The 25,446-nt window shown below is 67.3% G+C and carries 23 protein-coding genes; 12 read left to right on the top strand and 11 right to left on the bottom strand.

Annotated features, from left to right (window positions below; translation table 11 throughout):
- The first annotated feature begins 116 nt into the window (after positions 1-116).
- Positions 117-602 carry an META domain-containing protein gene (locus GGC47_RS02500; protein WP_038361233.1) on the top strand — a complete coding sequence of 162 codons (486 nt, stop codon included), beginning with the start codon at positions 117-119 and terminating at the stop codon, positions 600-602.
- 156 nt (positions 603-758) lie between these two features.
- Here GGC47_RS02500 and GGC47_RS02495 read toward each other — a convergent pair whose 3' ends face one another.
- The 4 genes from GGC47_RS02495 to groES all read right to left on the bottom strand — a co-directional run bounded on the left by GGC47_RS02495 (position 759) and on the right by groES (position 6,514).
- Entirely contained in the window at positions 759-2,852 is a 2,094-nt protein-coding gene (locus GGC47_RS02495) for an ABC transporter ATP-binding protein/permease (protein WP_038361236.1), read from the bottom strand.
- Between the two features lie 268 nt (positions 2,853-3,120).
- A complete protein-coding gene (locus GGC47_RS02490; RefSeq protein WP_112763356.1) occupies positions 3,121-4,230 on the bottom strand; it encodes a branched-chain amino acid ABC transporter substrate-binding protein in 1,110 nt (369 codons plus the stop codon).
- Between the two features lie 310 nt (positions 4,231-4,540).
- A complete protein-coding gene (groL, locus tag GGC47_RS02485) occupies positions 4,541-6,178 on the bottom strand; it encodes a chaperonin GroEL (protein ID WP_038361239.1) in 1,638 nt (545 codons plus the stop codon).
- A 48-nt stretch (positions 6,179-6,226) separates the two neighbouring features.
- Positions 6,227-6,514, bottom strand: a complete 288-nt coding sequence (gene groES / locus GGC47_RS02480) for a co-chaperone GroES (RefSeq protein ID WP_038361241.1) — start codon at positions 6,512-6,514, stop codon at positions 6,227-6,229.
- Between the two features lie 219 nt (positions 6,515-6,733).
- Between groES and GGC47_RS02475 the strand changes: the two genes are divergently transcribed.
- Together GGC47_RS02475 and GGC47_RS02470 are read left to right on the top strand one after the other, a co-directional pair.
- Complete coding sequence (locus GGC47_RS02475) at positions 6,734-7,201, top strand: MarR family winged helix-turn-helix transcriptional regulator (protein ID WP_162720090.1); 468 nt, start codon at positions 6,734-6,736, stop codon at positions 7,199-7,201.
- A 145-nt stretch (positions 7,202-7,346) separates the two neighbouring features.
- Entirely contained in the window at positions 7,347-7,829 is a 483-nt protein-coding gene (locus tag GGC47_RS02470) for a PaaI family thioesterase (RefSeq protein ID WP_038361243.1), read from the top strand.
- Here the strand turns inward: GGC47_RS02470 and GGC47_RS02465 are convergent.
- From GGC47_RS02465 to GGC47_RS02455, 3 genes are all read right to left on the bottom strand, one after another.
- Positions 7,816-8,658, bottom strand: coding sequence for a DMT family transporter (locus tag GGC47_RS02465; protein WP_112763357.1), 843 nt, complete (start codon positions 8,656-8,658; stop codon positions 7,816-7,818). The genes GGC47_RS02470 and GGC47_RS02465 overlap by 14 nt on opposite strands.
- On the bottom strand, positions 8,655-9,152 hold the full coding sequence (locus tag GGC47_RS02460) for a GNAT family N-acetyltransferase (protein WP_142020232.1): 498 nt from the start codon (positions 9,150-9,152) through the stop codon (positions 8,655-8,657). Before GGC47_RS02460 ends, GGC47_RS02465 begins: the two co-directional genes overlap by 4 nt.
- A gap of 63 nt (positions 9,153-9,215) precedes the next feature.
- Positions 9,216-9,980 carry a sulfite exporter TauE/SafE family protein gene (locus tag GGC47_RS02455; RefSeq protein WP_185747784.1) on the bottom strand — a complete coding sequence of 255 codons (765 nt, stop codon included), beginning with the start codon at positions 9,978-9,980 and terminating at the stop codon, positions 9,216-9,218.
- 171 nt (positions 9,981-10,151) lie between these two features.
- Here GGC47_RS02455 and GGC47_RS02450 point away from each other — a divergent pair, with 171 nt between their 5' ends.
- Both GGC47_RS02450 and GGC47_RS02445 read left to right on the top strand, forming a co-directional pair.
- Positions 10,152-11,594 carry a lipopolysaccharide biosynthesis protein gene (locus tag GGC47_RS02450; RefSeq protein WP_142020234.1) on the top strand — a complete coding sequence of 481 codons (1,443 nt, stop codon included), beginning with the start codon at positions 10,152-10,154 and terminating at the stop codon, positions 11,592-11,594.
- A gap of 172 nt (positions 11,595-11,766) precedes the next feature.
- On the top strand, positions 11,767-12,576 hold the full coding sequence (locus tag GGC47_RS02445; RefSeq protein WP_142020235.1) for a L,D-transpeptidase: 810 nt from the start codon (positions 11,767-11,769) through the stop codon (positions 12,574-12,576).
- Between the two features lie 12 nt (positions 12,577-12,588).
- Here GGC47_RS02445 and mbfA read toward each other — a convergent pair whose 3' ends face one another.
- The 4 genes from mbfA to GGC47_RS02425 all read right to left on the bottom strand — a co-directional run bounded on the left by mbfA (position 12,589) and on the right by GGC47_RS02425 (position 17,214).
- Positions 12,589-13,545 carry an iron exporter MbfA gene (gene mbfA, locus GGC47_RS02440; protein WP_142020236.1) on the bottom strand — a complete coding sequence of 319 codons (957 nt, stop codon included), beginning with the start codon at positions 13,543-13,545 and terminating at the stop codon, positions 12,589-12,591.
- 117 nt (positions 13,546-13,662) lie between these two features.
- Positions 13,663-14,469: a DUF2076 domain-containing protein gene (locus GGC47_RS02435; protein ID WP_142020237.1), complete on the bottom strand. Its 807-nt coding sequence runs from the start codon at positions 14,467-14,469 to the stop codon at positions 13,663-13,665.
- A gap of 102 nt (positions 14,470-14,571) precedes the next feature.
- Complete coding sequence (locus GGC47_RS02430; protein ID WP_113252221.1) at positions 14,572-15,273, bottom strand: L,D-transpeptidase; 702 nt, start codon at positions 15,271-15,273, stop codon at positions 14,572-14,574.
- A 531-nt stretch (positions 15,274-15,804) separates the two neighbouring features.
- Complete coding sequence (locus tag GGC47_RS02425) at positions 15,805-17,214, bottom strand: MATE family efflux transporter (protein WP_142020238.1); 1,410 nt, start codon at positions 17,212-17,214, stop codon at positions 15,805-15,807.
- A 135-nt stretch (positions 17,215-17,349) separates the two neighbouring features.
- On the opposite strand from GGC47_RS02425, the gene GGC47_RS02420 reads away from it, so the two are divergent.
- From GGC47_RS02420 to GGC47_RS02390, 7 genes are all read left to right on the top strand, one after another.
- Positions 17,350-18,579, top strand: coding sequence for a M20 family metallo-hydrolase (locus GGC47_RS02420; RefSeq protein WP_142020239.1), 1,230 nt, complete (start codon positions 17,350-17,352; stop codon positions 18,577-18,579).
- Between the two features lie 11 nt (positions 18,580-18,590).
- Positions 18,591-20,003: an amidase gene (locus tag GGC47_RS02415; RefSeq protein WP_142020240.1), complete on the top strand. Its 1,413-nt coding sequence runs from the start codon at positions 18,591-18,593 to the stop codon at positions 20,001-20,003.
- Between the two features lie 216 nt (positions 20,004-20,219).
- A complete protein-coding gene (locus GGC47_RS02410; RefSeq protein ID WP_112763366.1) occupies positions 20,220-21,818 on the top strand; it encodes an ABC transporter substrate-binding protein in 1,599 nt (532 codons plus the stop codon).
- A gap of 108 nt (positions 21,819-21,926) precedes the next feature.
- On the top strand, positions 21,927-22,868 hold the full coding sequence (locus GGC47_RS02405; protein ID WP_038361273.1) for an ABC transporter permease: 942 nt from the start codon (positions 21,927-21,929) through the stop codon (positions 22,866-22,868).
- Positions 22,865-23,776, top strand: a complete 912-nt coding sequence (locus GGC47_RS02400) for an ABC transporter permease (protein WP_429066753.1) — start codon at positions 22,865-22,867, stop codon at positions 23,774-23,776. Before GGC47_RS02405 ends, GGC47_RS02400 begins: the two co-directional genes overlap by 4 nt.
- Positions 23,777-23,882: 106 nt before the next feature.
- The gene (locus tag GGC47_RS02395) at positions 23,883-24,824 is read left to right on the top strand and encodes an N-carbamoyl-D-amino-acid hydrolase (protein WP_429066750.1); all 942 of its coding nucleotides are present in this window, start codon (positions 23,883-23,885) and stop codon (positions 24,822-24,824) included.
- A 5-nt stretch (positions 24,825-24,829) separates the two neighbouring features.
- A complete protein-coding gene (locus GGC47_RS02390) occupies positions 24,830-25,402 on the top strand; it encodes a hypothetical protein (protein ID WP_142020242.1) in 573 nt (190 codons plus the stop codon).
- The last annotated feature ends 44 nt before the right edge of the window (positions 25,403-25,446 follow it).

Here is a 25,446-nt window from a genome sequence, read left to right as displayed (position 1 = left end):
TGCAGCAGCCTTGATCCTGAACCAATTGGCATCTACGCGTTTAACCATGAAGGGGTCCGCGGCCCATTTGATCCTGGATCGAGGCGGCCGCGCGCGTGAATGCAGGTAAGACGAAGATGACTCGACGCCTTGGCCTTGCGGCCGTCCTTGCTGCGCTGGTTGCACCGATGCTGATGCCGGGAGAGGCCGCCGCGCAGCGCCGCCAGCAGATGCCGTCCCGCGAGGAGCTCGGCGGTGGCGGCACGGCGATTCCGCTGCCGCAGCAGGAGAAGACCTTCCCGATCGGCGCGAGCTGGAGCGTCATCGAACTCAACGGCAAGCCGGTCTATGATCGCCGCGCCACCCTGATGATCGACGCAAACCTGCGCGGCACCGGCTTCGGCGGCTGCAACACCTTCTCGGCCTCCGCCTATCCGCTGCGCCAGCAGGCTCTCGCGGTCGGGCCGATCGCGCTGACCAAGCGCTCCTGCGACAAGGGGCTGCTCGATTTCGAGCGCTCCTTCCTGACGACTTTGCGCGCCACCCAGAAATGGGACCTGGTCAATGGTCGCCTGGTGCTCAAGGGCAGCGCCGGCGAATTGGTGCTCAGCCGCACGCTCTGAGTTCTTGAGCCGACAGGCTCGGGCTCAACCGGACCATTCTCCCGACGCCAATCGCCCAGCAATAGCGGACTGAATATGATGTTCAGTCCGCTATTGCTGGGCTTTGTTCTTGCGTCGGCCTCTCTCAAAACCGCATGCCGCTTCTCGGGCTGACGATCAGGCGACCGGCGCCTTTTCTGTCGGCGTCGGTGTGAAGGTGCCGTCGGCATTGGGCTCCATCGTCACGATGGCATCGTGCATCTCGCGCAGCGTTGCCCGGTGGCCGATCGAGACGATGCGCGTCTCCGGCAATTCCGTGTCGATGGTCGCGTAGATCTCGCCTTCGAGCTTCTCATCGAGCGAGGCGGTCGCCTCGTCGAGGAAGAGCCAGTCCGGCTTGCTCAGCAGGGCGCGGGCGACCGCCAGCCGCTGCTGCTCGCCGCCCGAGAGACGCTGGCCCCAGAGATCGACCTCGTCGAGCCTGTCGGCGAGATGGCCGAGCTTGACCTTCGCCATGGCGGCGCGGATCGCGGCGTCGTCATAGGCGCCTTCCTCGGCCGGGTAGGCGAGCGCCGCACGTAGCGAGCCCTGCGGCAGATAGGGGCGCTGCGGCAGCAGCATGATCTGCGCATCCGCCGGGATTCCGACCTTGCCGTCGCCGAAGGGCCAGATGCCGGCGATGGCGCGGAACAGGGTCGACTTGCCCGAGCCCGACGGGCCGATCAGCAGGGTCGAGCGCGCCTGGCCGAAATCGAGCCGCTCGAACCGGACGATCGGCTGGCCGTTAGGCAGCGACAGCACCGCCTTGCCGACATGCAGGCCGCCGTCGCGCGACGTCTCGCGGCTCAGCGCCTCCTCGCTGATCGCGCCGTGCTGCGCATCGGCGATCGCTGTCTCGAAGGAGGTCAGGCGGTTGATCGAAGCGAGGTAGGAAGCGATCGAGGAGTAGCTGTTGATGATGAAGGACAGCGCCGTCTGCACCCGGTCGAAGGCGCCCGAGACCTGCTGCAGGATGCCGAGCGTGATCGTGCCGGCGAAGAAATACGGCGCCAGGATGATGGTCGGGACGACCACGCTGGCCTGGTTGTAGGAAAAGGTGAAGGCGGTGAGCTTCAGCCGGCGCCAGACCAGCCGGTAGAAGTTCTCGACGATATCACGGAAGCGCTGGGCGAGGTGGCTGCGCTCCGTCGGCTCGCCGACCATCAGCGCGATCTGCTCGGAATATTCGCGCAGGCGCGCCAGGGAGAAGCGGAAATTCGCCTCCCGCTTCTCCTGCTCGAACTCGAGCCGGATCAGGGGGCGGCCGATGAGGTGGGTCAGCCAGGTCGCCGCCGCCGCGTAGAAGAACGCCACCCAGAAGATGTAGCCGGGGACCGCGAAGGAGGTGCCGGGCAGGGTGAAGGCGACGGGGATGTTCCAGAGGATGATCGAGAACGAGACCAGCGTGGAGATCTGCGAGAGCAGAGGCAGTGCGAAATTATAGGTCTGGTTGACGAAGGCTCGCGTGTCTTCGGCGATGCGCTGGTCGGGGTTGTCGACGCTGCCGACCAGGGCGATCCGGTAATGCGTGGCGTGGCTGAGCCAGCGCTCGGTGTATTCGCGCGCCATGAACTGCCGCCAGCGGATCAGGATCGTGTAGTTGGCGAACAGCTCGATCAGATTCGAGACGACCCAGATCGTTGCCCAAGGCACGAACACCCAGAAGATCTGATACCAGAAGCTCGGCGCGTCCTTGTTCTGCAGCGAGTCGAACATGTCGCGGCTGAAGAACGAGATCCTGAGCGAGATGCCGACCTGGAGCTGGTTTATGACGACCAGGAAGACGAGGAGCGCGACGGCGAGCCGTCCGAGCCGGATCTGGTAGGGGCCGATCGGCCAGAGATTGGCGGTGGTCACCTCGTCGGTTTCGAAGAAGGGCGAGGCGAGCCGCGAGATGCGTGCGATCACCGGTACGAAGGAGATCGCGTAGATCAGGACGCCGAAGACGCCGACCGTGGTCGGCAGGCTGGTCGGAATCGCGGGAATGCCCAAGGGCGCCGGCCACAGCCCGGTCTGGGCGAGCAGCGCGGCCGCGCCGAACAGCACATATTCGATGGCGAAGACGCCGGAGAAGATGCGCAGGAAGAACGTCAGCGCCGGCGAGCGGAAGGTCACCGCCGCCAGCAACAGGCCGATGACGCCCATGCCGATGATGGCGGCCGATTGGGCCGAAGCGCCGACCGCCAGCGCGGCGGCCGCCATCACGGCGACGAGAATGCTCAACAGGCGCATGGGCTGTAATCCTGGCGGGAAACGGTGGAGGCCACGATTCGGACCATGTCGCAGCGCCGATGGCCTTTCAATGGCAACGCGCGCAGATGAGCAAATTGTCATCCGCCGGAGAGGCGAACAACAGCGTGATATTACCCAGCGAGGTGGCTGCTTGCGGCCACCCGGAGCGCTCCAATCGAGAGGTCATCCCGGGTCAAACTGAGGTTGCCTAGGATAACCCGCGCCCCGAAAAAAGGCGAAGCGGGCATGACCCGCTTCGCCCTCTGTCTCACTCCGCCGCGACGATCTTGCCGGCGTCCCACTTGTACATCGAGAAGCTCGGCGAGCTCAGATCGCCCGTCTTGCCATAGGTCAGCGTGCCGATGGCGGTCTTGATCGGCATGCCCGATTGCAGCGCCTTGGCCGTGCCCGAGGCATCGGTCGCCTTGCCCGCCTTCTCGATGCCGGCCTTCAGCACCTCGACCGCGGCATAGGCGTTGAGCGTGAAGGCTTCCGGCGGGATGCCCTTCTCCTTCAGCGCGGCAACCGCCTGCGCCGAATCCGGGTTCTTCAGTGCGTCGGTGGCGTTGGTGAACAGCGTGCCGGTGGCGTGGTCGCCGCCGATTGCCGCGAACTCGGTGTTGGAGAGACCCTCGCCGCCGATGATCGTCGCCTTGACGTTGGCATCGGCGAGCTGGCGCGAGAGCAGACCGCCCTCGGGGTGATAGCCGCCGAAATAGATCACCTCGGCACCGGCCGACTTCAGGCGCGTGATCACGGCCGAGAGGTCCTTCTCGCCCGGCGTCAGCGAGAGATAGGCCACTTCCTTGAGCCCGCCGGCATTGATGCCCTTCTGGAAGTTGTCGGCGAGGCCCTTCCCGTAGGTGCCCTTGTCGTGGACGATGGCGATCTTCTTGTCCTTCAGGGTCTTCAGCACATAGGCGGCGGCGACTTCGGCCTGCTGGTCGTCGCGGCCGCAGGTGCGGAAGACGTTGGTGAGGCCGCGGCTGGTCAGCGCCGGCGAGGTCGCGGTCGGCGTCACCATCAGCACGCCGCTTTCGGCGAGCGCGTCCGAAGTCGCCATCGCGACGCCCGAGGTCACCGGGCCGACGACGAACTTCACCTTGTCGCCGACGAGAAGATTGGCGGCCGAGACGCCCTGCTTCGGGTCGCCCGCATCGTCGGCGAGCTTGAGCACGAGCTTTTCGCCGAGCACGCCGCCATTCTTGTTGATGGCGTCGACGGCGGCCTGGGCGCCGTTCTTGACCTGCTCGCCATAGGCGGCGACGGGGCCGGTCAGCGGCGCGATCAGGCCGATGGTGATGTCGGCGCGGGCGATCTGCGACGCCAGCAGCGTGGCGGTGAAAGCGACGCCTGTGAGGAATTTGGAGGTCTTCATGGGCCTCTCCCGATCGGTTTTTGCATGTTCGCGCATCCGTTGCGGAGGCGCTTGCCGCTTTTATAGGCGAGGAGAGGGGATGATGACATCTCATCGGCTCCCGAGCGGGCCGCTTGAGACGCATGGCCGCAGGGGAGCGTCGGCTCCCTCGCTTGCTGCTTTGGAAAATCACGCAAACGAAAAAGGCCCGGCTTGCGCCGGGCCTTCTCGATAGCTTGCGAGAAGCTGGACTTCCTCAGAAGTCCATGCCGCCACCGAAGCCGGGCTTGCCCGGCTTCGGCACTTTGACGCTTTGGGCGTCTGGACTTCCTCAGAAGTCCATGCCGCCCATGCCGCCGCCGCCCATCGGGGGCATCGGAGCTTCCTTCTTCGGCAGGTCGGCGACCATGGCCTCGGTGGTGATCAGCAGGCCCGCGATCGAAGCCGCGTCCTGGATCGCCGTGCGCACGACCTTGGTCGGGTCGATGATGCCGGCCTTGACCAGATCGCCGTATTCGCCGGTCTGGGCGTTGTAGCCGTAGGTGTAGTCCTTCGACTCGAGCAGCTTGCCGATCACGACGGCGCCGTCATCGCCGGCGTTGTCGACGATCTGGCGGGCCGGGGCCATGATCGCCTTGCGGACGATCTCGACGCCGGTCTTCTGGTCGTCGTTGACGGTCTTGATCGACTTGACGGCCTGGAGCGAACGCAGCAGGGCGACGCCGCCGCCCGGCAGAATGCCTTCTTCCACCGCGGCGCGGGTGGCGTTCAGGGCATCGTCGACGCGGTCCTTCTTCTCCTTGACCTCGACCTCGGTCGCGCCGCCGACGCGGATGACCGCGACGCCGCCGGCGAGCTTGGCCAGACGCTCCTGGAGCTTCTCACGGTCGTAGTCCGAGGTGGTCTCCTCGATCTGGGCCTTGATCTGGCCGACGCGAGCCTCGATGTCCTTCTTCTTGCCAGCGCCGTCGATGATCGTGGTGTTCTCCTTCTCGATGCGCACCTTCTTGGCGCGGCCGAGCATCTGGAGGGTCACGGTCTCGAGCTTGATGCCGAGGTCTTCCGAGATCATCTGGCCGGCGGTCAGGATCGAGATGTCCTCGAGCATGGCCTTGCGGCGATCACCGAAGCCCGGAGCCTTGACGGCCGCGACCTTCAGGCCGCCACGGAGCTTGTTGACGACGAGCGTGGCCAGGGCCTCGCCCTCGACGTCCTCGGCGATGATGAGCAGCGGCTTGCCGGTCTGCACGACGGCCTCGAGGATCGGCAGCATCGCCTGGAGCGAGGACAGCTTCTTCTCGAAGATCAGGACGTAGGGGTCGTCCAGCTCCGCGATCATCTTCTCGGAGTTGGTGATGAAGTACGGCGAGAGATAGCCGCGGTCGAACTGCATGCCCTCGACGACGTCGAGCTCGGTCTCGGCGGTCTTGGCTTCCTCGACGGTGATGACACCCTCGTTGCCGACCTTCTGCATCGCGGTCGAGATCATCTTGCCGACCGACTCGTCGCCGTTCGCCGAGATGGTGCCGACCTGAGCGACTTCCGCGTTGGACGTGACCTTCTTGGAGTTCTTCTTGAGGTCGGCGACGATGGCCTCGACGGCCAGGTCGATGCCGCGCTTCAGGTCCATCGGGTTCATGCCGGCTGCAACCGACTTGGCGCCTTCACGGACGATCGCCTGGGCGAGAACCGTGGCGGTGGTGGTGCCGTCGCCGGCATGGTCGTTCTGGCGCGAAGCGACTTCGCGGACCATCTGGGCGCCCATGTTCTCGAACTTGTCGGACAGCTCGATCTCCTTGGCGACGGTGACGCCGTCCTTGGTGATGCGCGGGGCGCCGAACGACTTCTCGATCACGACGTTGCGGCCCTTGGGACCGAGCGTGACCTTCACGGCGTTGGCGAGGATATCCACGCCGCGCAGCATCTTGTCGCGGGCTTCAGTGCCGAATTTGACGTCTTTGGCAGCCATGAGAGCTACTCCTTGAACTTGAAACGGAAGAGAGCGGTCAGGCGGCTATCAGCCGACGACGCCCATGATGTCGGATTCCTTCATGATCAGGAGGTCCTGACCGTCGATCTTGACCTCAGTGCCCGACCACTTGCCGAACAGGACGCGGTCGCCCTTCTTGACGTCGAGCGGAACGAGCTTGCCGGCCTCATCGCGCGCGCCGGAACCGACGGCGATGACCTCGCCCTCCTGGGGCTTTTCCTTGGCGGTCTCGGGGATGATGATGCCACCCTTGGTCTTCTCTTCGCCATCCAGGCGACGGACCACGACGCGGTCATGCAAAGGACGGAACTTCATGGTTCTGTCTTCCTCTCGGTCTTATTCGTTTCGGGCGCCGCTGATGGGCTCCCGGGGGAGGCTGTTAGCAGTCACCTGTTGGGAGTGCTAACAGATAGCGCGGAGATAGGCGCGGGTGTCCGGAGAGTCAAGAAAGCCGCGAGCGATAAAGTGAACGCTCCGGACGCAGCCCTTAGCCTTCCGGCTGCGGTAAAGGGCAGAACACGTTAAGATGGCGACATGACGACATCCGCGACCCCTCCCGCGCCCGACCCCCGTCTCGATGAGATCGCCCGCTCCTGCGTGGCGCTGCACATCCGCATGACGGCGCGCGCCGTCACCCGCGCCTATGACGAGGCGATGCGGCCGAGCGGGCTGAAGATCACCCAGTTCGTGCTGCTCTCGGCGCTGAGCACCGGGCAATGGAAGTCGGTCACCGAATTGGCCGAGCGCTTCGCACTGGAGCGGACGTCGCTGACCCGCAATCTCCAGCTGCTGGCGGCCGAGGGCATGGTCGAGCCGGTCGAGTGCCGCGGCCGCGCCTCCGTCTATGCGGTGACGGAGAAGGGCCGGGCTGCGATCGCGGCGGCGATCCCGTTCTGGCGGGCGGCGCAGGACAAGATCGAGGGCGGCTTCGGCGAAGAGCGCTGGCGCGAGACCCGCGACGGGCTGAAGGCGCTGCGCCGCGCGGCACGCGAGACACGCTGAGAACCTCGCCTGAAAAATACGGCACTCCTCAGGATGAGGGTTTTAGAACACGTCTCCCGCTTGTCGCGGCAGGATCTCCGGCGGCCCGGTTGACGGTACAGCTAGGCTCTCTCTATCGTGCAGATACACGATTGGAGAAGCGGCCATGGATCGAACCTTCGGAGTGGTGTCCCGCGAAGTGCTGACCGCCGGCGACGGCCTGAGCTTCCTGCGCGGTATCATCGATGGCTCGCAGCCGGCCCCGCCCTTCGCGCAGACCATGGATTTCGACCTGGTCGAGGCGGATGAGGGCCGGGTCGTCTTCGTCGGCCGGCCGTCGCCGCGCTTCTTCAACCCACTCGGCACGATCCATGGCGGCTGGACGGCGACGATCCTCGATTCCGCCATGGCCTGCGCCGCGCATGCGACGCTGAAGCCGGGCGAGGGCTACACCACGCTGGAGATGAAGCTGAACTATGTCCGCCCGGTCATGCCGGAGAGCGGCACGGTCCGCTGCGAGGGCAAGCTGATCCATCGCGGCGGCACGGTCATCACGACCGAGGGCAAGCTCGTCGACGAGCGCGGCAAGCTGCTCGCGCATGGCACCGAGACCTGCGTCGTATTCCCGGCGAGGCCTAGCGCCGGCTGACTGCCACCGCTCCCGCTACGATCAGCACCGCCCCGGCATAGGTCGTGTAGAGCGGCACCTCGCCGAAGAGGTGGAAGCCGAGCAGGCTCGCCCAGATCAGCGCGGTGTATTCGATCGCCGCGAGCTTCGAGGCCGCCGCCCGGGCATAGGCCGAGGTCAGCGTCAGATGACCGGCGACGCCGAGGATGCCGGCGCCGAGATAGATCGCGAGGTCGATCGCCGCCATCGGCACGAAGACGGTTGCCGCCGGGATGGCGAGGCAGAGAGCAGGGCCGACATTCTGGAAGGCGACGATCACCGTCGGGTGCTCGCGCATCGCGATGCGCCTGAGCAGGATGAGGTTGAAGGCATAGCTCACGGCCGAGAACAGGGCGGCGGCGACGCCGAGCCCCGCGCCACTGACATGGCCCTGCAGCCGCGGCCAGACCATCACCAGCATGCCCGCGAGGCCGAAGGCGAGCGCCTGCAGCACGCGCTTGTCGATCTTCTCCTTGAGCAGAAGCCCGCCCAGCAGCGCGACGAAGACCGGGGCGAGGAAGGAGAGCGTCAGCGCCTCGGCCAGCGGCAGCACCGAGACCGAATAGAAGAAGCTGCCGGCGGTGAGCACCACCAGCGGGATGCGGGCGAGATTGCCGATCAGGCTGTCGCGCGTCGGCCGCGCCGGCCGGGCGATCGCCAGGACGACGAGCGCGCAGAGCCCGCCCATGGCGAAGCGCATGAACAGCGCCAGCACGAAGGGATGCTTGTGCATCTGCCCCTTCAGCACCGCGTCCATGGCGGTGAGCAGGGCGATGCCCAGGGCGGCGCGCAGCGCCGTCGACCAGTTCATGACACGCAGCTGAGCGGCTTGCGGAAATGATATTCCCAGGTGGCGGAGACGTCTGCGAGATAGCGCTCGCCCGGCCAGCGCCGGAAGCCGAGCTTCTCGTAGAACCGATGGCCGCGCGCGAAGCGCGTGTCAGACCACAGCATCATCTCGGCAAAGTTGCCTGCCTCGGCGAAAGCCAGCGCCTCCGCGAAAAGCGCCTGCGCCAGCCCCGTGCCGCGAAAGGCCGGGTCGGCATAGACCTTGGTGAGCTCGACGGCGTTCTGCTCGGGCAGCGGCGTGGCGCCGAGCGAGCCGGCGATGCCGCCATCCGGCGCGTCGACGATCCAGAGCTTGCCGCCCTTGTTGGCGAAGGCCGTCGCCGGCTGCCGCAGCTCCGGGAATTCCTCCCAGACGAAATGGCAATTCGGATATTCGGCGAAGCTCGCCGCGATCAGCGCGGCGAGAGGCTCGGAATCGGTGTCGCGGGCAAGGCGGATCGGCGGGAGCGCGGTCATGACGACGGCTCTAGGGATAAACCGGTATCGCGCCTAGAGGGGCCGCCGCATTCCGCCATGCCGCTATCGCATCAGGGCGAGCGCAGCATCGGCGGTGAGCTTCAGCGCGGCGACTGCGAGCAGGGCGTAGCACCAGAAGAACAGGGCCTTCTGCTCGAGCCGATCGTGCAGCACGCGCCCGAGCCAGATCCCGATCGGCACGGCGGGAGCCAGCGCCAGCGCGCCCCAGAGCGCCTCGGTATGTTTCAGGCCGAGGCTGAAATAGGGCGGCAGCTTCAGCCAGTTGCCGAGCGTGAAGATCGCCACCGTCGTGCCGACGAACAGGGTTTTCGGCAGGCCGCGGGCGAGCAGATACATCGCGACGGGTGGCCCGCCGGCATGGGCGACGAAGGTGGTGAAGCCGGAGGCCGTGCCGGCGGCGAGTGCCAGCCCCGGTGAAACCGGGCGGTTGCCGGGCGGGGCGAGGCGCCCCTTCAGGAACCAATGCGCAGTGAACAGCAACGTCACGACGCCGATCATCAGGTTGACGATGCGCGGGTCGATGCGGACGAAGACGAGATAGCCAAGCCCGATGCCGAGGACGAGGCCCGGCAGCAGCCAGACCAGGTCGGGCTTCGACCAGGTGTCGCGCCCGAAGCGCTGCAGCGCCATCAGGTCCATCAGCGAGACCAGCATCGAGACCATGATCGCGGCGTTCTGCGGTGTGGTGACCATCGCCAGCAGCGGAATGCCGAGGATGGCAAGGCCGCCGCCGAAGGCGCTCTTGCCGATGGCGATGATCAGCGTCGTCACCCAGCCGACGAGATAGAAGGACAGCGGCTCAGGCATCAGGCCCCCGATCTCGCCCGGGACGCGGCCACAACCCGGCTCCTTCCGCTTGGAAAACCATCCGCGCCCCGCTACGCCATGTCTCGCCGAGCTTCCCGAGTTGTCGGCGAGTCGCAAGGGCGTTGGCCGCATGGGCGTCGCGAGGGAAAACAAGGGGATGACCGAGACGCGATGACCGTCCTGCTGCCCTTCCTCGTCAACGCGGTGCTGAATTTCGCTCTCGGCCTGCTGATCGCGCTGTTCCTCGGCCCCGAGGCTTTTGGCCTCTATGCGATCGGCGCGGCGCTGGTCGTCCTCGTCAACACGGCGGCGCTCGACTGGCTGAAGTTGTCGGCCGTCCGTTTCTATACGGCGCAGACGCGCGCGAGCGATCCCGGCATCCGGGCGACGCTGGACCTGCTTTTTGCGGCTGCCGCGCTGGCGCTGTGCGCGTTGCTCGGAATCGTGCTGCTGGCGGGCTTCGATGGCGGCGTGCCGGCAGCCCTGCTTGCCGCTGCCGTCCTGGCCGGCATCGGCGCCGGCTGGTTCGACTATCACGGCGCCATCGCGCGGGCGCGTTTCCTCGATGCCGCCTATGGCCGCCTGATCGCCGTGCGCGCCGCCATCGTGCTCGTCCTGATGGTCGGCGGCGCCTGGCTGACGCGCGATCCGGTCGTGGTGCTGCTAGCGGGGCTTGCGGGCACGATCGCCTCGGTGCTGAGCGTGCGCGGCCGGCTCTCCGACGGGCCGCTCTCCATTTCCGGGGCGCGCAAGGATCTGGCGCGCGCTTTCCTGCGCTACGGCCTTCCGCTCGTCGCAGGAAACGCGGTCTATTCGCTGATCCCGCTCGCCAATCGCAGCCTGCTCGCCGAGGCGCATGGTCTCGCGGAGTCCGGCTATTTCTCACTCGCCTCCGATATCGGCCTCAGGCTTTTCCCGATGCTGGCGTCGATGCTCGAGATCGTGCTGCTACGCGAGGTGATCCGCCTCGACGAGACGCGCGGGCGCAACGCCGCCCAGAAGCGGATCGCCGGCAACATGGTGCTCGTCCTGGCCGTGGTCCTGCCCGCCGCGCTCGGCTTCTGGCTCGTGCTGCCGGCCTTCGAGGCGCTTTTCGTCCCGGCGACGTTCCGCGGCCATTTCGCGGGCTACATGGCGTTGCTGCTGCCGGGCTTCGCCGCCATCGCCCTGTTCCAGGCGGCGATCTATCCGGTTTTCCTGCTCCAGAAGCGAACCCTGATCGCGGCGATCGTCGCGCTCGCGGGCCTTGCAGTGAATCTCGCTCTCGTCTCGGGTCTGGTCGGCACCGCGTCGCCCTCGCGCTTTGCCGTCGCGCAGAGCGCGGGATTCCTGGTCGTGCTGCTGGTGACGGCTCTCGTCGCCTTGCGCTCCCTGCCGAAAGCGCCGCCGCCGCGCGATATCGCCTGCGTCCTGCTCGCGGGGGCCGTCATGGCGCTGGCGATCTGGCCGCTGCGGAACCAATTGCCGCCGGTGCTCGAACTCATCCTCCAGATCGGGCTGGGCGGGCTCGTCTACGCTGCCATCATCCTCGCCTGCGACGTCGCCCGTTGGCGCACCGGGCTCAGGTTGCGCTGGCTTGCCCGCAAGACGCGGCCTCCGCGCGGTTCTGCCTGACCTGCACGCGGAAAGCTTTCCTTCACCCTGTCTCTTGGCAAGGCACTAAGGTTAATTCCGCGAATTCGCGCCTTTCGGCCCTGTTGCAGGCCGAAAGAGTCAACGATTCACCATTCCTTCGAGACCGTTCCGCAGGCTTTCGGGCAAGTCTTTCCGTTGAGAGAGTTGCGTCATGCGTCGAGCGTTCATCCTCTCCTGTCTGGCTGTCGCCGGCAGTCTGGCCGTGGCCGATCCCGCCGCCGCGCAAGGATATGGCTATCGCGGCCCTGACGATCCGATGCTGCAGGCGCAGCGCGGCCGCTCGAACTATGGCGGCGGCTTCATCGAGATGCTGATGACCGGCCGCGATCCGACGCCCGCGAGCCGTGGCGGCGCGGTCTATAACCGGCCGGGCGGCTATGCCTATGGCCAGGCGATGCAGGCGCCCGCCGGCTACGGCGCCGATCCCTTCGCGGAAACGCGCCGCCCGCAGCCCGGGCGGCAGGTCGCGGCCTTGGGCCAGCCGGTCGAGCCGCAGGCCGGCATCCCCTATGTGGTCGAGCCGCGTTTCCGGAAGCAGGAGGTCGCCTATGACGGGCCGCATCGGCCCGGCACCGTCATCGTCGACACGCCGAACCGCTTCCTTTTCCTGGTTCAACCCGGCGGCCGGGCGCTGCGCTACGGCATCGGCGTCGGGCGTCCCGGCTTCTCCTGGGCTGGCACCAAGACCGTGACGCGAAAGGCCGAATGGCCGAGCTGGACGCCGCCGGCCGAGATGATCAAGCGCCGGCCCGACCTGCCGCGTTTCATGGCGGGCGGCCCCGAGAACCCGCTCGGCGCTCGCGCCCTCTATCTTGGCTCGACGCTCTACCGCATCCACGGCACCAACGAGCCGAACACCATCGGCCGCGAGGTCTCCTCGGGCTGCATCCGAATGACCAATGACGACGTCATCGACCTCTACGGCAAGGTCGGCGTCGGCGCGAAGGTCGTCGTGATCTGAGGGCGACGGCCCTCAGGAACTGCCGATCAGGATGCCGACGGCCAGCACGGCGAGGCCGCCGAGGATGATCTGGACGATCGCCGAGGCGAAGGGCGTTTCCATGTAGCGGAAGCGCACCCAGGCGATGATGACGAGCTCGCAGGCGACGATGACGCCGGCGATGGCCGTCGCCAGCCAGAAATCCGGGATGAGATAGGGCAGGGTATGCCCGAGCCCGCCGATGGCGGTGGCGATGCCGCAGGCGGCACCACGCACCCAGGGGTGGCCGCGCCCCGTCACCACGCCGTCGTCCGAGAGCGCTTCCGTCAGCCCCATGCTGATGCCGGCGCCGATGGAGGCGGCGAGGCCGACGACGAAGGCGTTCCAGGAATCATGCGTCGCGAAGGCGGCGGCGAAGATCGGCGCCAGCGTCGAGATCGAGCCGTCGATCAGCCCGGCCAGCGCCGGCTGGACGATCTGCAGGACGAAGAGGCGCTTGCGCGTCTCCTCCTCCTCATCGGCCGCGCCCGAGCTCTTGAGCTCGTCGTCGAGCCGTTCCGCCATCTTCTCATGGCCGCGCTCGGCCTCCGCCAGATCGGCCAGCAGCTTCCGCGTGCCGGTGTCATGCGCCCGCTCGGCGGCGCGCGCATAGAAGCGGCTGGCCTCGACCTCCATCACGGCGGCGTGGCGACGCGCCGCCTCGAGCTGCAGATCCTCATGCAGCCAGATGGGATTGCGCTTGAGAAAGCCCTTCACGTCCTGCCGCGTGATCAGCGGCAATTCGGTGCCGAACCGGCTCTCATACTGCGCCAGGAGCTGGTGGCGATGCCCGCTCTCCTCGGCTGCCATCTCCTCGAACATCGCGGCGGAATGGGGATAGTTCGCCCGCAGCCTCTGCGCGAAGGTCAGATAGATTCGTGCGTCCTCCTCCTCGCTGGCGACGGCGAGGGCAAGGAGTTCGGCTTCGTCGAGATCGTCGAGGCGCTTCATGGCGGATCCATAGATTAGAATTATTCTAACCTATCCTCGGCGCATCGGCTTGTGAAGCCCTTCGGCAGCAAAAAGCCCGCCTCCTGGAGGCGGGCTTTAAGGTCGTTCAGGGAGCTGTCAGACCCAGCTGTCGTCGTCCGAGTTGCCGCCGTCGTCGTAACCCGGATCGTCGTCGTCATCCGCCTGGTCGTAATTGGCCTGGCTGACATCCTGTCTGTCGGCAGTGCTGTCGGTGCGCGCCTGGTCGTCCGCGCCGCGATCATAGGCGGACTGGTCGGCTGCCCCCTGCTCATAGGCGGATTGCTGGGCGTTCGTGCCGCTCGAGCCCGAGCCGAAGTTGCTCACCGAGCTGGCGAGACCGCTTGCCGCGGCGCCGTGACCGCTGAAAGCGTTGGTCAGGACATTGCCGAGCACGAGGCCGCCGGCCACGCCCGCCGCGGTCGTCAGCGCGCTGGCCATGAAGCCGCCGCCACGTGCGGCCGGCTGCTGGGGCTGGTTGCTCCAGGGGCCGGGCTGCGGCTGGGGCGGGGGAGGCTGCATCGCCTGGGCGGCCGGCGCATTCGTCCAGGCGGAAGAGGGCTGCCCCTCCGGGCGGGGCGGAACCGGCGGAACCGATCCGGTACGCGGCTGCGCGGGAGCGCCGCCGAAAATGCCTGACAGGAAGCCGCCCGAGGCTTGAGGCGCCTCGCTGGGGCGGCTCTGCAGCTCACGGACCTGTGCCTGCAGGCTCTCGACCTGCTGGTGCAGGTTGGTCAGCGCCTGCTCCTGCACATAGACGGCCTGGGCCATCGCGTAGGGCGCGTAGGGCTGCTCGCGCAGTCGCTCGGCGATGAAGGCTTCGGCTTCCGGGTCGCGGGGCTGGGTGGCGGCCTGCTTGAGCCGATCGAAAATCCCGGCGATCACGTCGCGTTCTTGCGGCGTCATCGTCATCTCCTCTGGTTGGACGGCGCCGATGCGCCGCCCTCAAGAGGTGGGCCTGCCCTGTGACGGTATCAAGGCGGAGCGCGGCAGCATGCCGCGCTGCGATCAGAAGTCGCCGTCGGGGCTGTAATCGTCCGGCGGCGGCGCCTCGTCGCCGTCTGGCGCGACCAGCGTGCCGCGGTTGAGGACGAGGACGTTCGTGCCGGCAGGGACGCGGCTGTGGAGGTCGATGATGTCCTGGTTGAACAGGCGGATGCAGCCGGAGGACATCGACTTGCCGATCGACCACGGCTCCGAGGTGCCGTGGATGCGGTACAGGGTGTCGCGGCCGCCCTGGTAGAGATAGAGCGCGCGCGCGCCGAGCGGATTGTCGAGGCCGCCCTGCATGCCGCCGGCCCAGGGGCCGTTCTTCTTCGGGTCGCGGCGGATCATATCAGGCGTCGGGGTCCAGCGCGGCCACTCGGCCTTGCGCTGCACCGTGGCGCGGCCGCGCCAGGACATGCCCTGCTTGCCGACGCCGATGCCGTAGCGGATCGCCTTGCCGCCGGGCTGGACGAGATAGAGGAAGTGAGCGTCGGTATCCACGACGATCGTGCCGGGATGCTCGGCGGTCTGGTAGGAGACGATCTGGCGCAGGAAGCGCGGATTGACCTCGGAGACGTCGGTCGCCGGCAGCGGGAACTTCTCGTCGGGCCGCTCGCCATACATCTCCAGATATTCCGGGCTGACCATGCGCGCCCGCGGGGTGGGCACCTCATAGGGCTGCTGCCGCTGGCTGACGCAGGCTGCCAGGAACAGCGGTGTCATCGCGGCGAAGACGCGGCGGGTCGGCCGGGCGAGGGGAGAGGCGTCGTGGCGGGCGGAAGACATTGGGCTGAAAACTCGATCTGGACGGGCGGGCGGTAGCTGGCGGAAGGCGACCACACAATTCCCTGCGCCGTCGCTTGTTCCGGTTCAAGGAACCGGAGATGGCTGCGGGGTGAATACCGTGTGGCGAAATTGTGGCAAGCCGCGCCTGTTGCGTATGGGCAACAATGTTCCCGCGCTGCCACAACGACGCCCGGTGAATCTCCCGCTTGGCGAGAATTCCCGCTTCCGGCGCTGGAAAAGCGATTCTTCTGCGGCCCTAGGAGAGCGTCACAGGGTTAATAAAAGACTATCGCACCAGCCGCGGATTGCTTTTGCGGCGTGACTATCCCGCCAATGGCCGGGAGGCATGCATCAGAGACATGCTCATCGACCGTTTCCGCTGCGCGAGACGCCTGGCAGCTTCGGGCGAACAACGGATTGTGATCGCGCCGAAAGCCGCCCGGCAGCCGAAGCGACGGGGTGACGAACTCAGAAGGCCGCCGCCCGCGTGGGCTCGACGAGACCGAGGCGTTCGCGCGACCACCAGCGGCCGAGCATCATCACCGACACCACCGCGAGGCCGATCACGAGCCCGATCCAGATGCCGCGTCCGGCCAGCGGCGTGAGGAAGCCAAGTGCTGCCGAAAGCGGCAGGCCGATGCCCCAATAGCCCAGGCCGGCGAAGATCATCGGCAGCCGCGTATCGCCGAGGCCGCGCAGGATCGAGGCGCCGACGACCTGCGCCCCGTCGGCGAGCTGGAAGACGGCGGCGTAGAACAGGAACGTCATGGCAAGCCCGGCGACCTCCGCGGCTCCGGGTTTCGAGACGTCGAGGAAGGGTGCGACGAGCCATTGCGGAGCGAGCGCCATCAAGAGCGCGGTCGAGGCCATGAAACTCAGGGCGAGGAACAGCGCCGTGGCGCCCGCGCGCCGGACACCCTCGCTGTCGCCGGCCCCGAAGGCGCGCCCGACCCTGACCGTGCCGGCCTGCCCGATGCCGAGCGGCACCATGAAGGTCAGCGAGGCGATCTGGATCGCGATGGCATGCGCCGCGAGCGGGCTCTCCCCGAACAGGCCCATCATGAAGGCGGCGCCGTTGAAGATCACGACCTCGAAGGCGACCGTCAGCCCGATCGGGAAGCCGATGCGCCAATAGGTCCGGTAGCGCGGCCAGTCCGGCACCCAGAAGCGCCCGAGCAGGTGGTAGCGGCGGAAGCGCCGGTCGAGCGAGACGACGAGCGCGAGACCGGCGAACATCAGCGCCGAGGACAGCGCGGTCGCGAGGCCGGAGCCCGGCAGGCCCAGCGCCGGGAAGCCGAGATGCCCGAACATCAGGCACCAGTTGGCGAAGGCGTTGAAGGCGACGGCGAAGAGCACGACGATGAAGGCCCAGCGCGGCCGCTGCAGCGCCGCGACGAAGCCGCGCAGGCATAGATAGAAGAAGAAGGGCAGCAGCCCCCATTGCAGCGTATGGACATAGGATGCGGCCGCCTTCGACAGCGCCGGATCCTGCCCCATCGCGTTCAGGATGGCTTCGGCCTGCCAGAGGACCAGCCACATCGGGCCGGCCATCGTCGCCGCCGCCCAGAAGCCTTGTCGCACCGTCCGGCGCAGGTCGCGCACGGCGTGGCGGTTGCGGCCGAGCTCGATCGCGATCATCGGCGAGACTGCGCTCATCACGCCGATGCCGAAGATCAGGAAGGCGGTGTAGAGATTGCTGCCGAGCGCGCCGGCCGCCAGCGCCTGCGGGCCGAGATGGCCCATCATCACGACATCGGTGGCCGTCATCGCTGTCTGCGCGACATTGGTCAGCACCATCGGCCAGCTCAGGGCGAGCATGGCCCGGGCCTCGGTGAGCCAGGGATGGGAACGGGCGGGGGCTGCGGCGACGGTTGACATGGCGCTCCGCTTCTACCCGCGATTGCCGATCGCAGACAGCCACCCGCGCAGGGGGGCGGCTGCGCGCCGGGCGGGTCGACAAGCCGGGACGCGGCCTGCATCTTGCCTCGCGCTAGGCAAGGAGGGTTGTCGTTCATGAGCACCAATCTGCGGATCGACGGCGCGCGGCTGACCTCGCGGCTGGCGGATCTGGCGCGCATCGGCGCGACGCCGGAGGGCGGCTGCCGCCGTCTCGCCCTGACCGATGAGGACAGGCAGGGCCGCGACTGGCTCGTCCGCCAGCTCGAGACGCTCGGCCTCGACGTGCGCATCGACGCGATCGGCAACATCGTCGGCATCCTGAAGGGGCTGGAGGATGGTCCCGCAGTCATCATGGGCTCGCATATCGACACGGTCGGCACCGGCGGGCGCTTCGACGGCGCGCTCGGCGTCGTGGCCGGCGTCGAGGTGTTGGCGGCCCTGCGCGATGCCGGCCTCACGCCGAAGCGCGACATGGCCGTCATCGCCTTCACCAACGAGGAGGGAGCCCGATTCCATCCCGACATGCTCGGCTCCTATGTCTGGGCCGGCGGGATGAGCGTCGAGGCCGCCCACCGCGAAGTCGATTCCGAAGGCGTCGGCCTCGGTTCCGAGCTGAAGCGCATCGGCTATGAAGGCGCGGAGCGGCCCGGCTTCCTGCCCGCGCATGCCTATCTGGAGATGCATATCGAGCAGGGGCCGGTTCTCGAGAACGAGGGCGGCGGCCTTGGCGCCGTCACCGGCATCCAGGCGATCACCTGGCTGGAATTGACGCTGAAGGGCCGCCCGAGCCATGCCGGCACGACGCCGATGGCCTATCGCAAGGATCCGGGGCTGGCGGCTGCGCGCATCAATATCTTTGCCAACGAGCTGACCAAGACCATCCCGCACCAGCTCGCCAATTCCGGCGTCATCCGCGTGCAGCCCGGCAACGTCAACGTCGTGCCCGAGACGGTGGTGATGACGCTCGACCTGCGCAATCCGCAGGATGCGCCGCTCGCCCAGGCCGAGGAGGCGGTGCGCCGCTTCTGCGCCGAGCTTTCGGAGCGCGACGGCATCGCCATCGCCTTCCGCGACCTCGCCCGCTTCCCGGCGACGCCCTTCGCCGAAGAGCTGATCGCCGAGGTCGAACGCAGCGCGGGCGAATTCGGCTTGCCGATCCGGCGCATGATCTCCGGCGCCGGCCACGACGCCCAGATGATGGCGCGGCTTTGCCCGACCGCCATGGTCTTCATCCCCTCGATCGGCGGGCTCTCGCACAACCCGGCCGAGTTCAGCACCGACGAAGACATGGTCGCCGGCGCCAATGTGTTGCTCGCCACCGCCTGGCGCGTGGCGAACGCCTGAGGATCTCTCGCATGACGACGATCGCTTCGCTCTCGGCCGCCGAGCTCGGCCCCCTCTACGCCAGCAAGGATGTATCGCCGGTCGAGGTCGCGAAGGACGCGCTCGCCCGCATCGAGCGCTTCGAGCCGCAGATCAACGCCTTCGTCCATCGCGACGAGGCGGCGACGCTCGCCATGGCTGAGGCGTCTCAGGCGCGCTGGCTCAAGGGCGAGGCGACCGGCCCGCTCGACGGCGTGCCGGTCACGATCAAAGACAACATCGCCGTCGCCGGCTGGCCGATGCGGCGCGGCTCCGCCGTGGCCTCCGACGCGCCCTTCCCGGACGATGCGCCGGCCACGGCCCGCCTGCGTGAAGCCGGCGCCGTCTTTCTCGGCAAGACGACCATGCCGGAATATGGCTGGAAGGGTGTCGGCGATTCGCCGCTCACCGGCATCACCCGCAATCCCTGGAACATCGGCACGGGGCCGGGCGGCTCTTCTGCGGGAGCGGCATCGGCTGCGGCGCTCAATCTCGGCTGCATCCATATCGGCACCGACGGGGCCGGCTCGGTCCGTATCCCTGCCGCCTTCACCGGCGTCGTGGGGCTCAAGCCGAGCTATGGCCGCGTGCCGGCCTGGCCGATCTCGACCATGGGCTTCCTCGCCCATCTCGGCCCGCTCACCCGCACGGTGACCGATACGGCGCTGGCGATGCAGGTGATCGGCCAGCCCGACGAGCGCGACATGACGGCGATGACGGGAAGGCCGCCGGACTATGTCGACGGCCTCAAGGGCGGGCTGAGGGGCCTGCGCGTCGCCTGGTCGCCGCGGCTCGGCCTCGACGTGCCGGTGGATCCCGAGATCGCGGCGCTGACGAGCGCAGCGGCACAGCTTTTCGCCGAGCTCGGCGCGACGGTCGAGGAGGCCGATCCCGGCTTCGCCGATCCGATCGAAACCCTGATCACCTTATGGGCATCGGGCGCGGCGCTGGCACTGCGCGACACCGATGCTGCCGGTCGGGCGCGGATGGATCCGGGCCTCGTCGCCGTCGCCGGGCAAGGCGAGCGCATTCCGGCCTCGGCCTATGTCGATGCGCTGCTCAACCAGCGCAACGCACTGGCGCTCTGCATGGCCCGCTTCCACGCCCGCTTCGACCTGCTGCTCACGCCGGCCCTGCCGCTGCCGGCCTTCTCGGTGGGCCGCAACACGCCCGAGCATGGCGCCTATGGCGATGACTGGACCCGCTGGACGCCCTTCACCTACCCCTTCAACCTCACCCAGCAGCCGGCGATCTCCGTGCCTTGCGGCCTGACCGCGGCCGGGCTGCCGGCGGGGCTGCAGATCGTCGGCGCTTTCGGGCGCGATGCGCTGGTGTTGCGGGCGGCTGCCGCCTTCGAACAGGCAAAACCCTTCGCCCGCGTCGATCAGCCGATCAAACCGATTTAACCGGCTTTTTTTCTGCGGTCGCTCCTTTGCCGCGCGATCCAACGCCAAGGGCCGGATATTCCGGCCCTTTCGTCGTTTTGCGCCGCTCTGGCACGAACCCTGCAGGCGACCGCGCTGCCTGAAGGAGCGTCTTCGGCGTGTTGTCAGGGAGAGTTTTTCTGCCCAAACTCGCGCCAAGGCCGCCCGCTCAGAGGTTGCCACACAGGGGAGAGAATGATGGATCGCAGGACGTTTCTGAAATCCGCGACCGGTGCCGGCGTTGCTGCCGCGGCAGGGGGGCTGGCGATGCCGGCCCTGGCGCAAGGCGCGGCGGCCAAGACCCTGCGCTTCGTACCGCAGGCGAACCTCGCCAATTTCGACCCCATCTGGGGGACGCAATATGTCGTCCGCAATGCCGCGGCGCTGGTCTGGGACACGCTCTACGGCATTGATTCCAAGTTCCAGCCGCAGCGCCAGATGGTCGAGTCCGAGGAAGTCTCGGCCGATGGATTGACCTGGACCTTCAAGCTGCGGCCGGGCCTGAAATTCCATGACGGCACGCCGGTCCTGGCCAGGGACGTGGTCCAGAGCCTGGTGCGCTGGTCCGCCCGCGATCCGATGGGGCTGATGCTCCGTGCCATCCAGGTCGAGCTTGCGCCGGTCGACGACCGGAGCTGGAAATGGGTGCTGAAGCAGCCCTTCCCGAAGATGCTGCTGGCGCTCGCCAAGAACAACGCGCCCTGCTCCTTCATCATGCCGGAGCGCATCGCCAAGACCGACCCCTTCACGCAGATCACCGAATTCGTTGGCTCCGGCCCGATGAAGTTCGCCCGGAACGAATGGGTTCCCGGCGCCAAGGCCGTCTTCGAGAAGTTCACCGACTATGTTCCGCGCTCCGAGAAGGCGGATTGGCTGGCCGGCGGCAAGAACATCCTCGTCGACCGCGTCGAATGGGTCATCATGCCCGATCCCGCGACGGCGGCCGCAGCCCTGCAGAACGGCGAGGTCGACTGGTGGGAGACGCCGCTCTCCGACCTCGTGCCCGTGCTCAAGGGCAATGCCAACATCAATGTCGATATCGGCGATCCGCTCGGCAATATCGGCTCCTTCCGCATGAATCACCTCTTCCCGCCCTTCAACAACGTCAAGGTGCGCCAGGCGGTGATGACCGCGCTGAACCAGGAAGACTACATGCGCGCCCTCGTCGGCGAGGACGACAAGCTCTGGAAGGAGCTGGGCGGCTTCTTCACGCCCGGCACGCCGCTCTATACCGAGGAGGGCGGCGAGATGATGAAGGCGAAGAACGTCGCCGCCGCCAAGAAGCTCCTCGCGGAATCGGGCTACAAGGGCGAGCCGGTGGTCTGCGTCGTGGCGCAGGACATGGCGGCGACCAAGTCGATGGGCGACGTCACCGCCGAATTGCTGAAGAGCATCGGCATGAACGTCGATTTCGTCGCGACCGACTGGGGCACCGTCGGCGCCCGCCGCGCCCAGAAGACGCCGCCGGGGCAGGGCGGCTGGAGCATGTTCCACACCTGGCATGCCGGTGCCGACTGCATCAATCCGGCCGCGTACACCGCGATCCGCGCCAATGGCGAAAAGGCCTGGTTCGGCTGGCCCGACGTGCCGGCCGTCGAGACCGAGGTGACGAACTGGTTCAACGCCAAGGACCTTGCCGAAGAGAAGGCGGCGCTCGGCCGCCTCAACAAGGCGGCGGTCGAGAATGTCGTCTATGCGCCCACGGGCTTCTACCTCGGCTATCAGGCCTGGCGGAAGAACGTCTCGGGCGTGGTTTCAGGCCCGCTGCCCTTCTTCTGGGGCGTGTCGAAGGCCTGACGATGGCGGGGGCGGCGGTGGCCGCCTCGACGCTTCACCCTGCTGCGTCCGGGACATCCGTTCCGGCCGTGGCCCCTGGTCAGACTTGAACGAGGTTCGGACAGCCCCATGCTTGCATTCGTCGTCAGACGCATCGTCGCGACCATCCCGGTGATGGCGTTCGTTGCGCTGTTCGTGTTTTCGTTGCTGTACATCGCGCCGGGCGATCCGGCGGCGATCATCGCCGGTGACCAGGCCTCGCCGGCCGATGTCGAGCGCATCCGCGCCAGCCTGGGGCTCGACCGGCCCTATCTGGTCCGTTTCGGCGAATGGTCGTGGCGGGTCGTGCAAGGCGATCTCGGCACCTCGATCTTCACCAACCTGCCGGTGACGCAGCTCATCGCCCAGCGCGTCGAGCCGACGCTCTCGCTGATGGTGCTGACGCTGATCTTTGCAGTGGTGATCGCGGTTCCGATGGGCGTGATCGCCGCCTGGAAGGCCGGCACCTGGATCGACAAGGGCGCGATGGCCTTCGCCGTCCTGAGTTTCTCGGTGCCCGTCTTCGTCGTCGGTTACCTGCTCGCCTGGATCTTCGCGCTGAAGCTCGACTGGCTGCCGGTGCAGGGCTACACGCCGCTCTCGCAGGGCGTCTGGCCCTGGCTCAAGAACCTGATCCTGCCGGCGGTGACGCTCGGGCTGGTCTATATCGCGCTGATCGCGCGCATCACCCGCGCCACCATGCTGGAAGTGTTGCAGCAGGACTATGTCCGCACCGCCAACGCCAAGGGCGTGGCGCAGAAGGACGTGCTCTTCCTGCACTCGCTCAAGAACGCGGCGGTGCCGATCGTCACCGTCATCGGCATCGGCATCGCGCTGCTGATCGGCGGCGCCGTCGTCACCGAGAGCGTCTTCGCCATTCCCGGTCTCGGCCGGCTCACCGTCGATGCCATCCTGCGGCGCGACTACCCCGTCATCCAGGGCGTCGTGTTGATGTTCAGCCTGGTCTACGTGCTCGTGAACCTGCTGATCGACCTGACCTACACCCTCGTCGACCCGAGGATCCGCTATTGACCTTGCAGCATCCCATTCCGGCGAACGGTATCGCCGCCCCCGCAGCCCCGGCGAAGCCCGCCGGGCCCGGCAGGCTCGTCCGCTTCGGGCGCTATCTGCGCCGCCACCCCTCGGTTGCGATCGGCGGCGGGCTCCTCGTCCTCATGGCGCTCATCGGCCTGTTCGCGCCGCTGCTCGGCACCGTCGACCCGACGGCGATCTCGCCCAGCCGGCGCACGCGCGTGCCCTCGGAGCTCTACTGGTTCGGCACCGACATGCTCGGTCGCGACATCTATTCGCGCGTCATCTACGGCGCGCGCGTCTCGCTGCTCGTCGGCTTCAGCGTGGCGATCCTGGCCTCGGTCGCCGGGCTCGCCATCGGCCTCTTTGCGGGCTTCATGCGCTGGGCCGACGGCATCGTCATGCGCATCATCGACGGCTGGATGTCGATCCCGCCGATCCTGCTCGCCATCGCGCTGATGGCGCTGACGCGCGGCTCCATCGGCAACGTCATCCTCGCCATCACCGTCGCCGAGATTCCGCGCGTCGCCCGGCTGGTCCGCGGCGTGGTGCTGTCCTTGCGCGAGCAGCCCTATGTCGAGGCGGCGGTGGCCAACGGTGCGCGCGCGCCGCGCATCATCATCAAGCACATCCTGCCCAATACCTTCGCACCGATGAGCGTGCAGGCGACCTATATCTGCGCCAGCGCCATGATCGTCGAGGCCATCCTCTCCTTCATCGGCGCGGGCGTGCCGCCCTCGACCCCGTCCTGGGGCAACATCATGGCCGAGGGCAGGGCGCTCTGGCAGGTCAGGCCGCACATCATCCTGTTCCCGGCCGTCTTCCTCTCGATCACCGTGCTCGCGGTGAACATGCTCGGCGACGGACTGCGCGACTCGCTCGATCCGCGCATCGCCAAGCGGCTCTGAAGCGGTAGCCCTGCCGCTGAAGCAACCCCCGCCAACCACTGCCGGCGCTTGACGCGCCGGCAGTGGTTTTCGAGCCTGTCGCCCCATTTATCCGGAGCCTTCCGCCGTGAGTCGAATCCTGACCGTCGCCGCAGCCCAGCTCGGCCCGATCCAGCGCGACGAAAGCCGGGCTTCGGCCGTCGCCCGGATGATCGCGCTGATGCGGCAGGCGAAGGAGCACGGCGTCGATCTCGTCGTCTATCCGGAGGCCGCGCTCACCGCCTTCTTCCCGCATTGGTGGATGGAGGACGAGGAAGAGATCGACAGCTATTTCGAGACGGCGATGCCCTCCAACGAGACGGCGCCGCTGTTCGAGGAAAGCAAGCGGTTGGGGATCGGCTTCCATCTGGGCTATTGCGAGCTCGCCCATGAGGAAGGGCGCAAGCGCCGCTTCAACACGGCGATCCTGGTCGACAAGACCGGCACCATCGTCGGCAAGTACCGCAAGATCCATCTGCCCGGCCACCCGGAGCATCGGCCCGACGCGCCGTATCAGAATCTCGAGAAGCGCTATTTCGAGACCGGCAATCTCGGCTGGCCGGTCTGGCGGACGATGGACGCCCATATCGGCATGATGATCTGCAACGACCGGCGCTGGCCCGAAAGCTACCGCGTCATGGGTTTGCAGGACGTGGAGCTGATCGTGCTCGGCTACAACACGCCCAAGCACAACCCGCCCGCACCTGACCATGACCGCCTTGGAAACTTCCACAACCAGCTCGTGATGCAGGCCGGCGCCTATCAGAACGCCAGCTGGGTCGTCGGCGTCGCCAAGGCGGGGCTGGAGGCCGGTGTCGACCAGATCGGCGGCTCCTGCATCATCGCCCCGACCGGTGAGGTCGTGGCGCAGGCCGTGACGGAAGGCGACGAACTCGTCATCGCCCGTTGCGACATGGATCTCGGCAAGAGTTACAAGGCCTCGACCTTCAACTTCGCGAAGCATCGCGAGCCGCAGGCTTACGGCTTGATCGTCGAGCGCAAGGGGGCAGGGCCTTTGCTGAGAGGATAGAGCCCGTGTCACCCGACCCGTTGAACCGGGATTGTTTCTTCCCACCGAAGCTTTCCACCTATGAGCAGGCGGCGCGCGGTTTCTCCGCGCAGGGCCAGAACGGCGGCATGTCCCAGGTCCAGCGCGTCCATCTGAGCGTTGGCCAGAATTATTATCGCTTCTGCGATGCGGCTCGCTTCGCCAGCGATCCGCTGCGCGCCGCTGCCGGCGGCTGGTGGGCGGATCACGAGGTCTTCAGCAAGGTCAGGAGCGTGGCGGGCCGCTCGGCGACCATGGCGCGCTATGCCCAGGGCCTGGGCGAGGCGACGCTGAGCTACGCCGCCAAGCTCTATTTCGCGATTCCCTATGAATGGGGCGATTGCGGCGTCATCGTCGTCGCAAGGCTCACCGACCGGATCGACGCCTTTCGCGGCCGCGGCCTGACCGCCTATCTCGGCGGTGCCGACGTCCGCGATGGCGGTGCGAAATACACGCCGATCCAGGACCCGACGATTTCGCAACTCTTCATTCCCGAATTGCATCTGTATTTCGGGCGCGCCTTCTCTATCGTCCGGCAGGGGCCGGCCTCCACCTTCTGAACGGCGTCGCCATCGCCTTTGCTCAATGGCCTGCGGAGTAGTTT

The sequence above is a fragment of the Allobosea sp. OAE752 genome, from assembly GCF_050433265.1.
In the GTDB taxonomy this organism is placed as follows: Bacteria; Pseudomonadota; Alphaproteobacteria; order Rhizobiales; family Beijerinckiaceae; genus Allobosea; species Allobosea spartocytisi.
The sequence above is the reverse complement of the archived record's forward strand: the minus strand, read 5'-3'. Positions and strand labels throughout refer to the sequence as shown.

Coding starts and splice junctions, on each gene's coding strand:
- GGC47_RS02500 (WP_038361233.1), top strand. CDS start 117: ATGACTCGACGCCTTGGCCTTGCGGCCGTCCTTGCTGCGCTGGTTGCA.
- GGC47_RS02495 (WP_038361236.1), bottom strand. CDS start 2,852: ATGCGCCTGTTGAGCATTCTCGTCGCCGTGATGGCGGCCGCCGCGCTG.
- GGC47_RS02490 (WP_112763356.1), bottom strand. CDS start 4,230: ATGAAGACCTCCAAATTCCTCACAGGCGTCGCTTTCACCGCCACGCTG.
- groL (WP_038361239.1), bottom strand. CDS start 6,178: ATGGCTGCCAAAGACGTCAAATTCGGCACTGAAGCCCGCGACAAGATG.
- groES (WP_038361241.1), bottom strand. CDS start 6,514: ATGAAGTTCCGTCCTTTGCATGACCGCGTCGTGGTCCGTCGCCTGGAT.
- GGC47_RS02475 (WP_162720090.1), top strand. CDS start 6,734: ATGACGACATCCGCGACCCCTCCCGCGCCCGACCCCCGTCTCGATGAG.
- GGC47_RS02470 (WP_038361243.1), top strand. CDS start 7,347: ATGGATCGAACCTTCGGAGTGGTGTCCCGCGAAGTGCTGACCGCCGGC.
- GGC47_RS02465 (WP_112763357.1), bottom strand. CDS start 8,658: ATGAACTGGTCGACGGCGCTGCGCGCCGCCCTGGGCATCGCCCTGCTC.
- GGC47_RS02460 (WP_142020232.1), bottom strand. CDS start 9,152: ATGACCGCGCTCCCGCCGATCCGCCTTGCCCGCGACACCGATTCCGAG.
- GGC47_RS02455 (WP_185747784.1), bottom strand. CDS start 9,980: ATGCCTGAGCCGCTGTCCTTCTATCTCGTCGGCTGGGTGACGACGCTG.
- GGC47_RS02450 (WP_142020234.1), top strand. CDS start 10,152: ATGACCGTCCTGCTGCCCTTCCTCGTCAACGCGGTGCTGAATTTCGCT.
- GGC47_RS02445 (WP_142020235.1), top strand. CDS start 11,767: ATGCGTCGAGCGTTCATCCTCTCCTGTCTGGCTGTCGCCGGCAGTCTG.
- mbfA (WP_142020236.1), bottom strand. CDS start 13,545: ATGAAGCGCCTCGACGATCTCGACGAAGCCGAACTCCTTGCCCTCGCC.
- GGC47_RS02435 (WP_142020237.1), bottom strand. CDS start 14,469: ATGACGCCGCAAGAACGCGACGTGATCGCCGGGATTTTCGATCGGCTC.
- GGC47_RS02430 (WP_113252221.1), bottom strand. CDS start 15,273: ATGACACCGCTGTTCCTGGCAGCCTGCGTCAGCCAGCGGCAGCAGCCC.
- GGC47_RS02425 (WP_142020238.1), bottom strand. CDS start 17,214: ATGTCAACCGTCGCCGCAGCCCCCGCCCGTTCCCATCCCTGGCTCACC.
- GGC47_RS02420 (WP_142020239.1), top strand. CDS start 17,350: ATGAGCACCAATCTGCGGATCGACGGCGCGCGGCTGACCTCGCGGCTG.
- GGC47_RS02415 (WP_142020240.1), top strand. CDS start 18,591: ATGACGACGATCGCTTCGCTCTCGGCCGCCGAGCTCGGCCCCCTCTAC.
- GGC47_RS02410 (WP_112763366.1), top strand. CDS start 20,220: ATGGATCGCAGGACGTTTCTGAAATCCGCGACCGGTGCCGGCGTTGCT.
- GGC47_RS02405 (WP_038361273.1), top strand. CDS start 21,927: ATGCTTGCATTCGTCGTCAGACGCATCGTCGCGACCATCCCGGTGATG.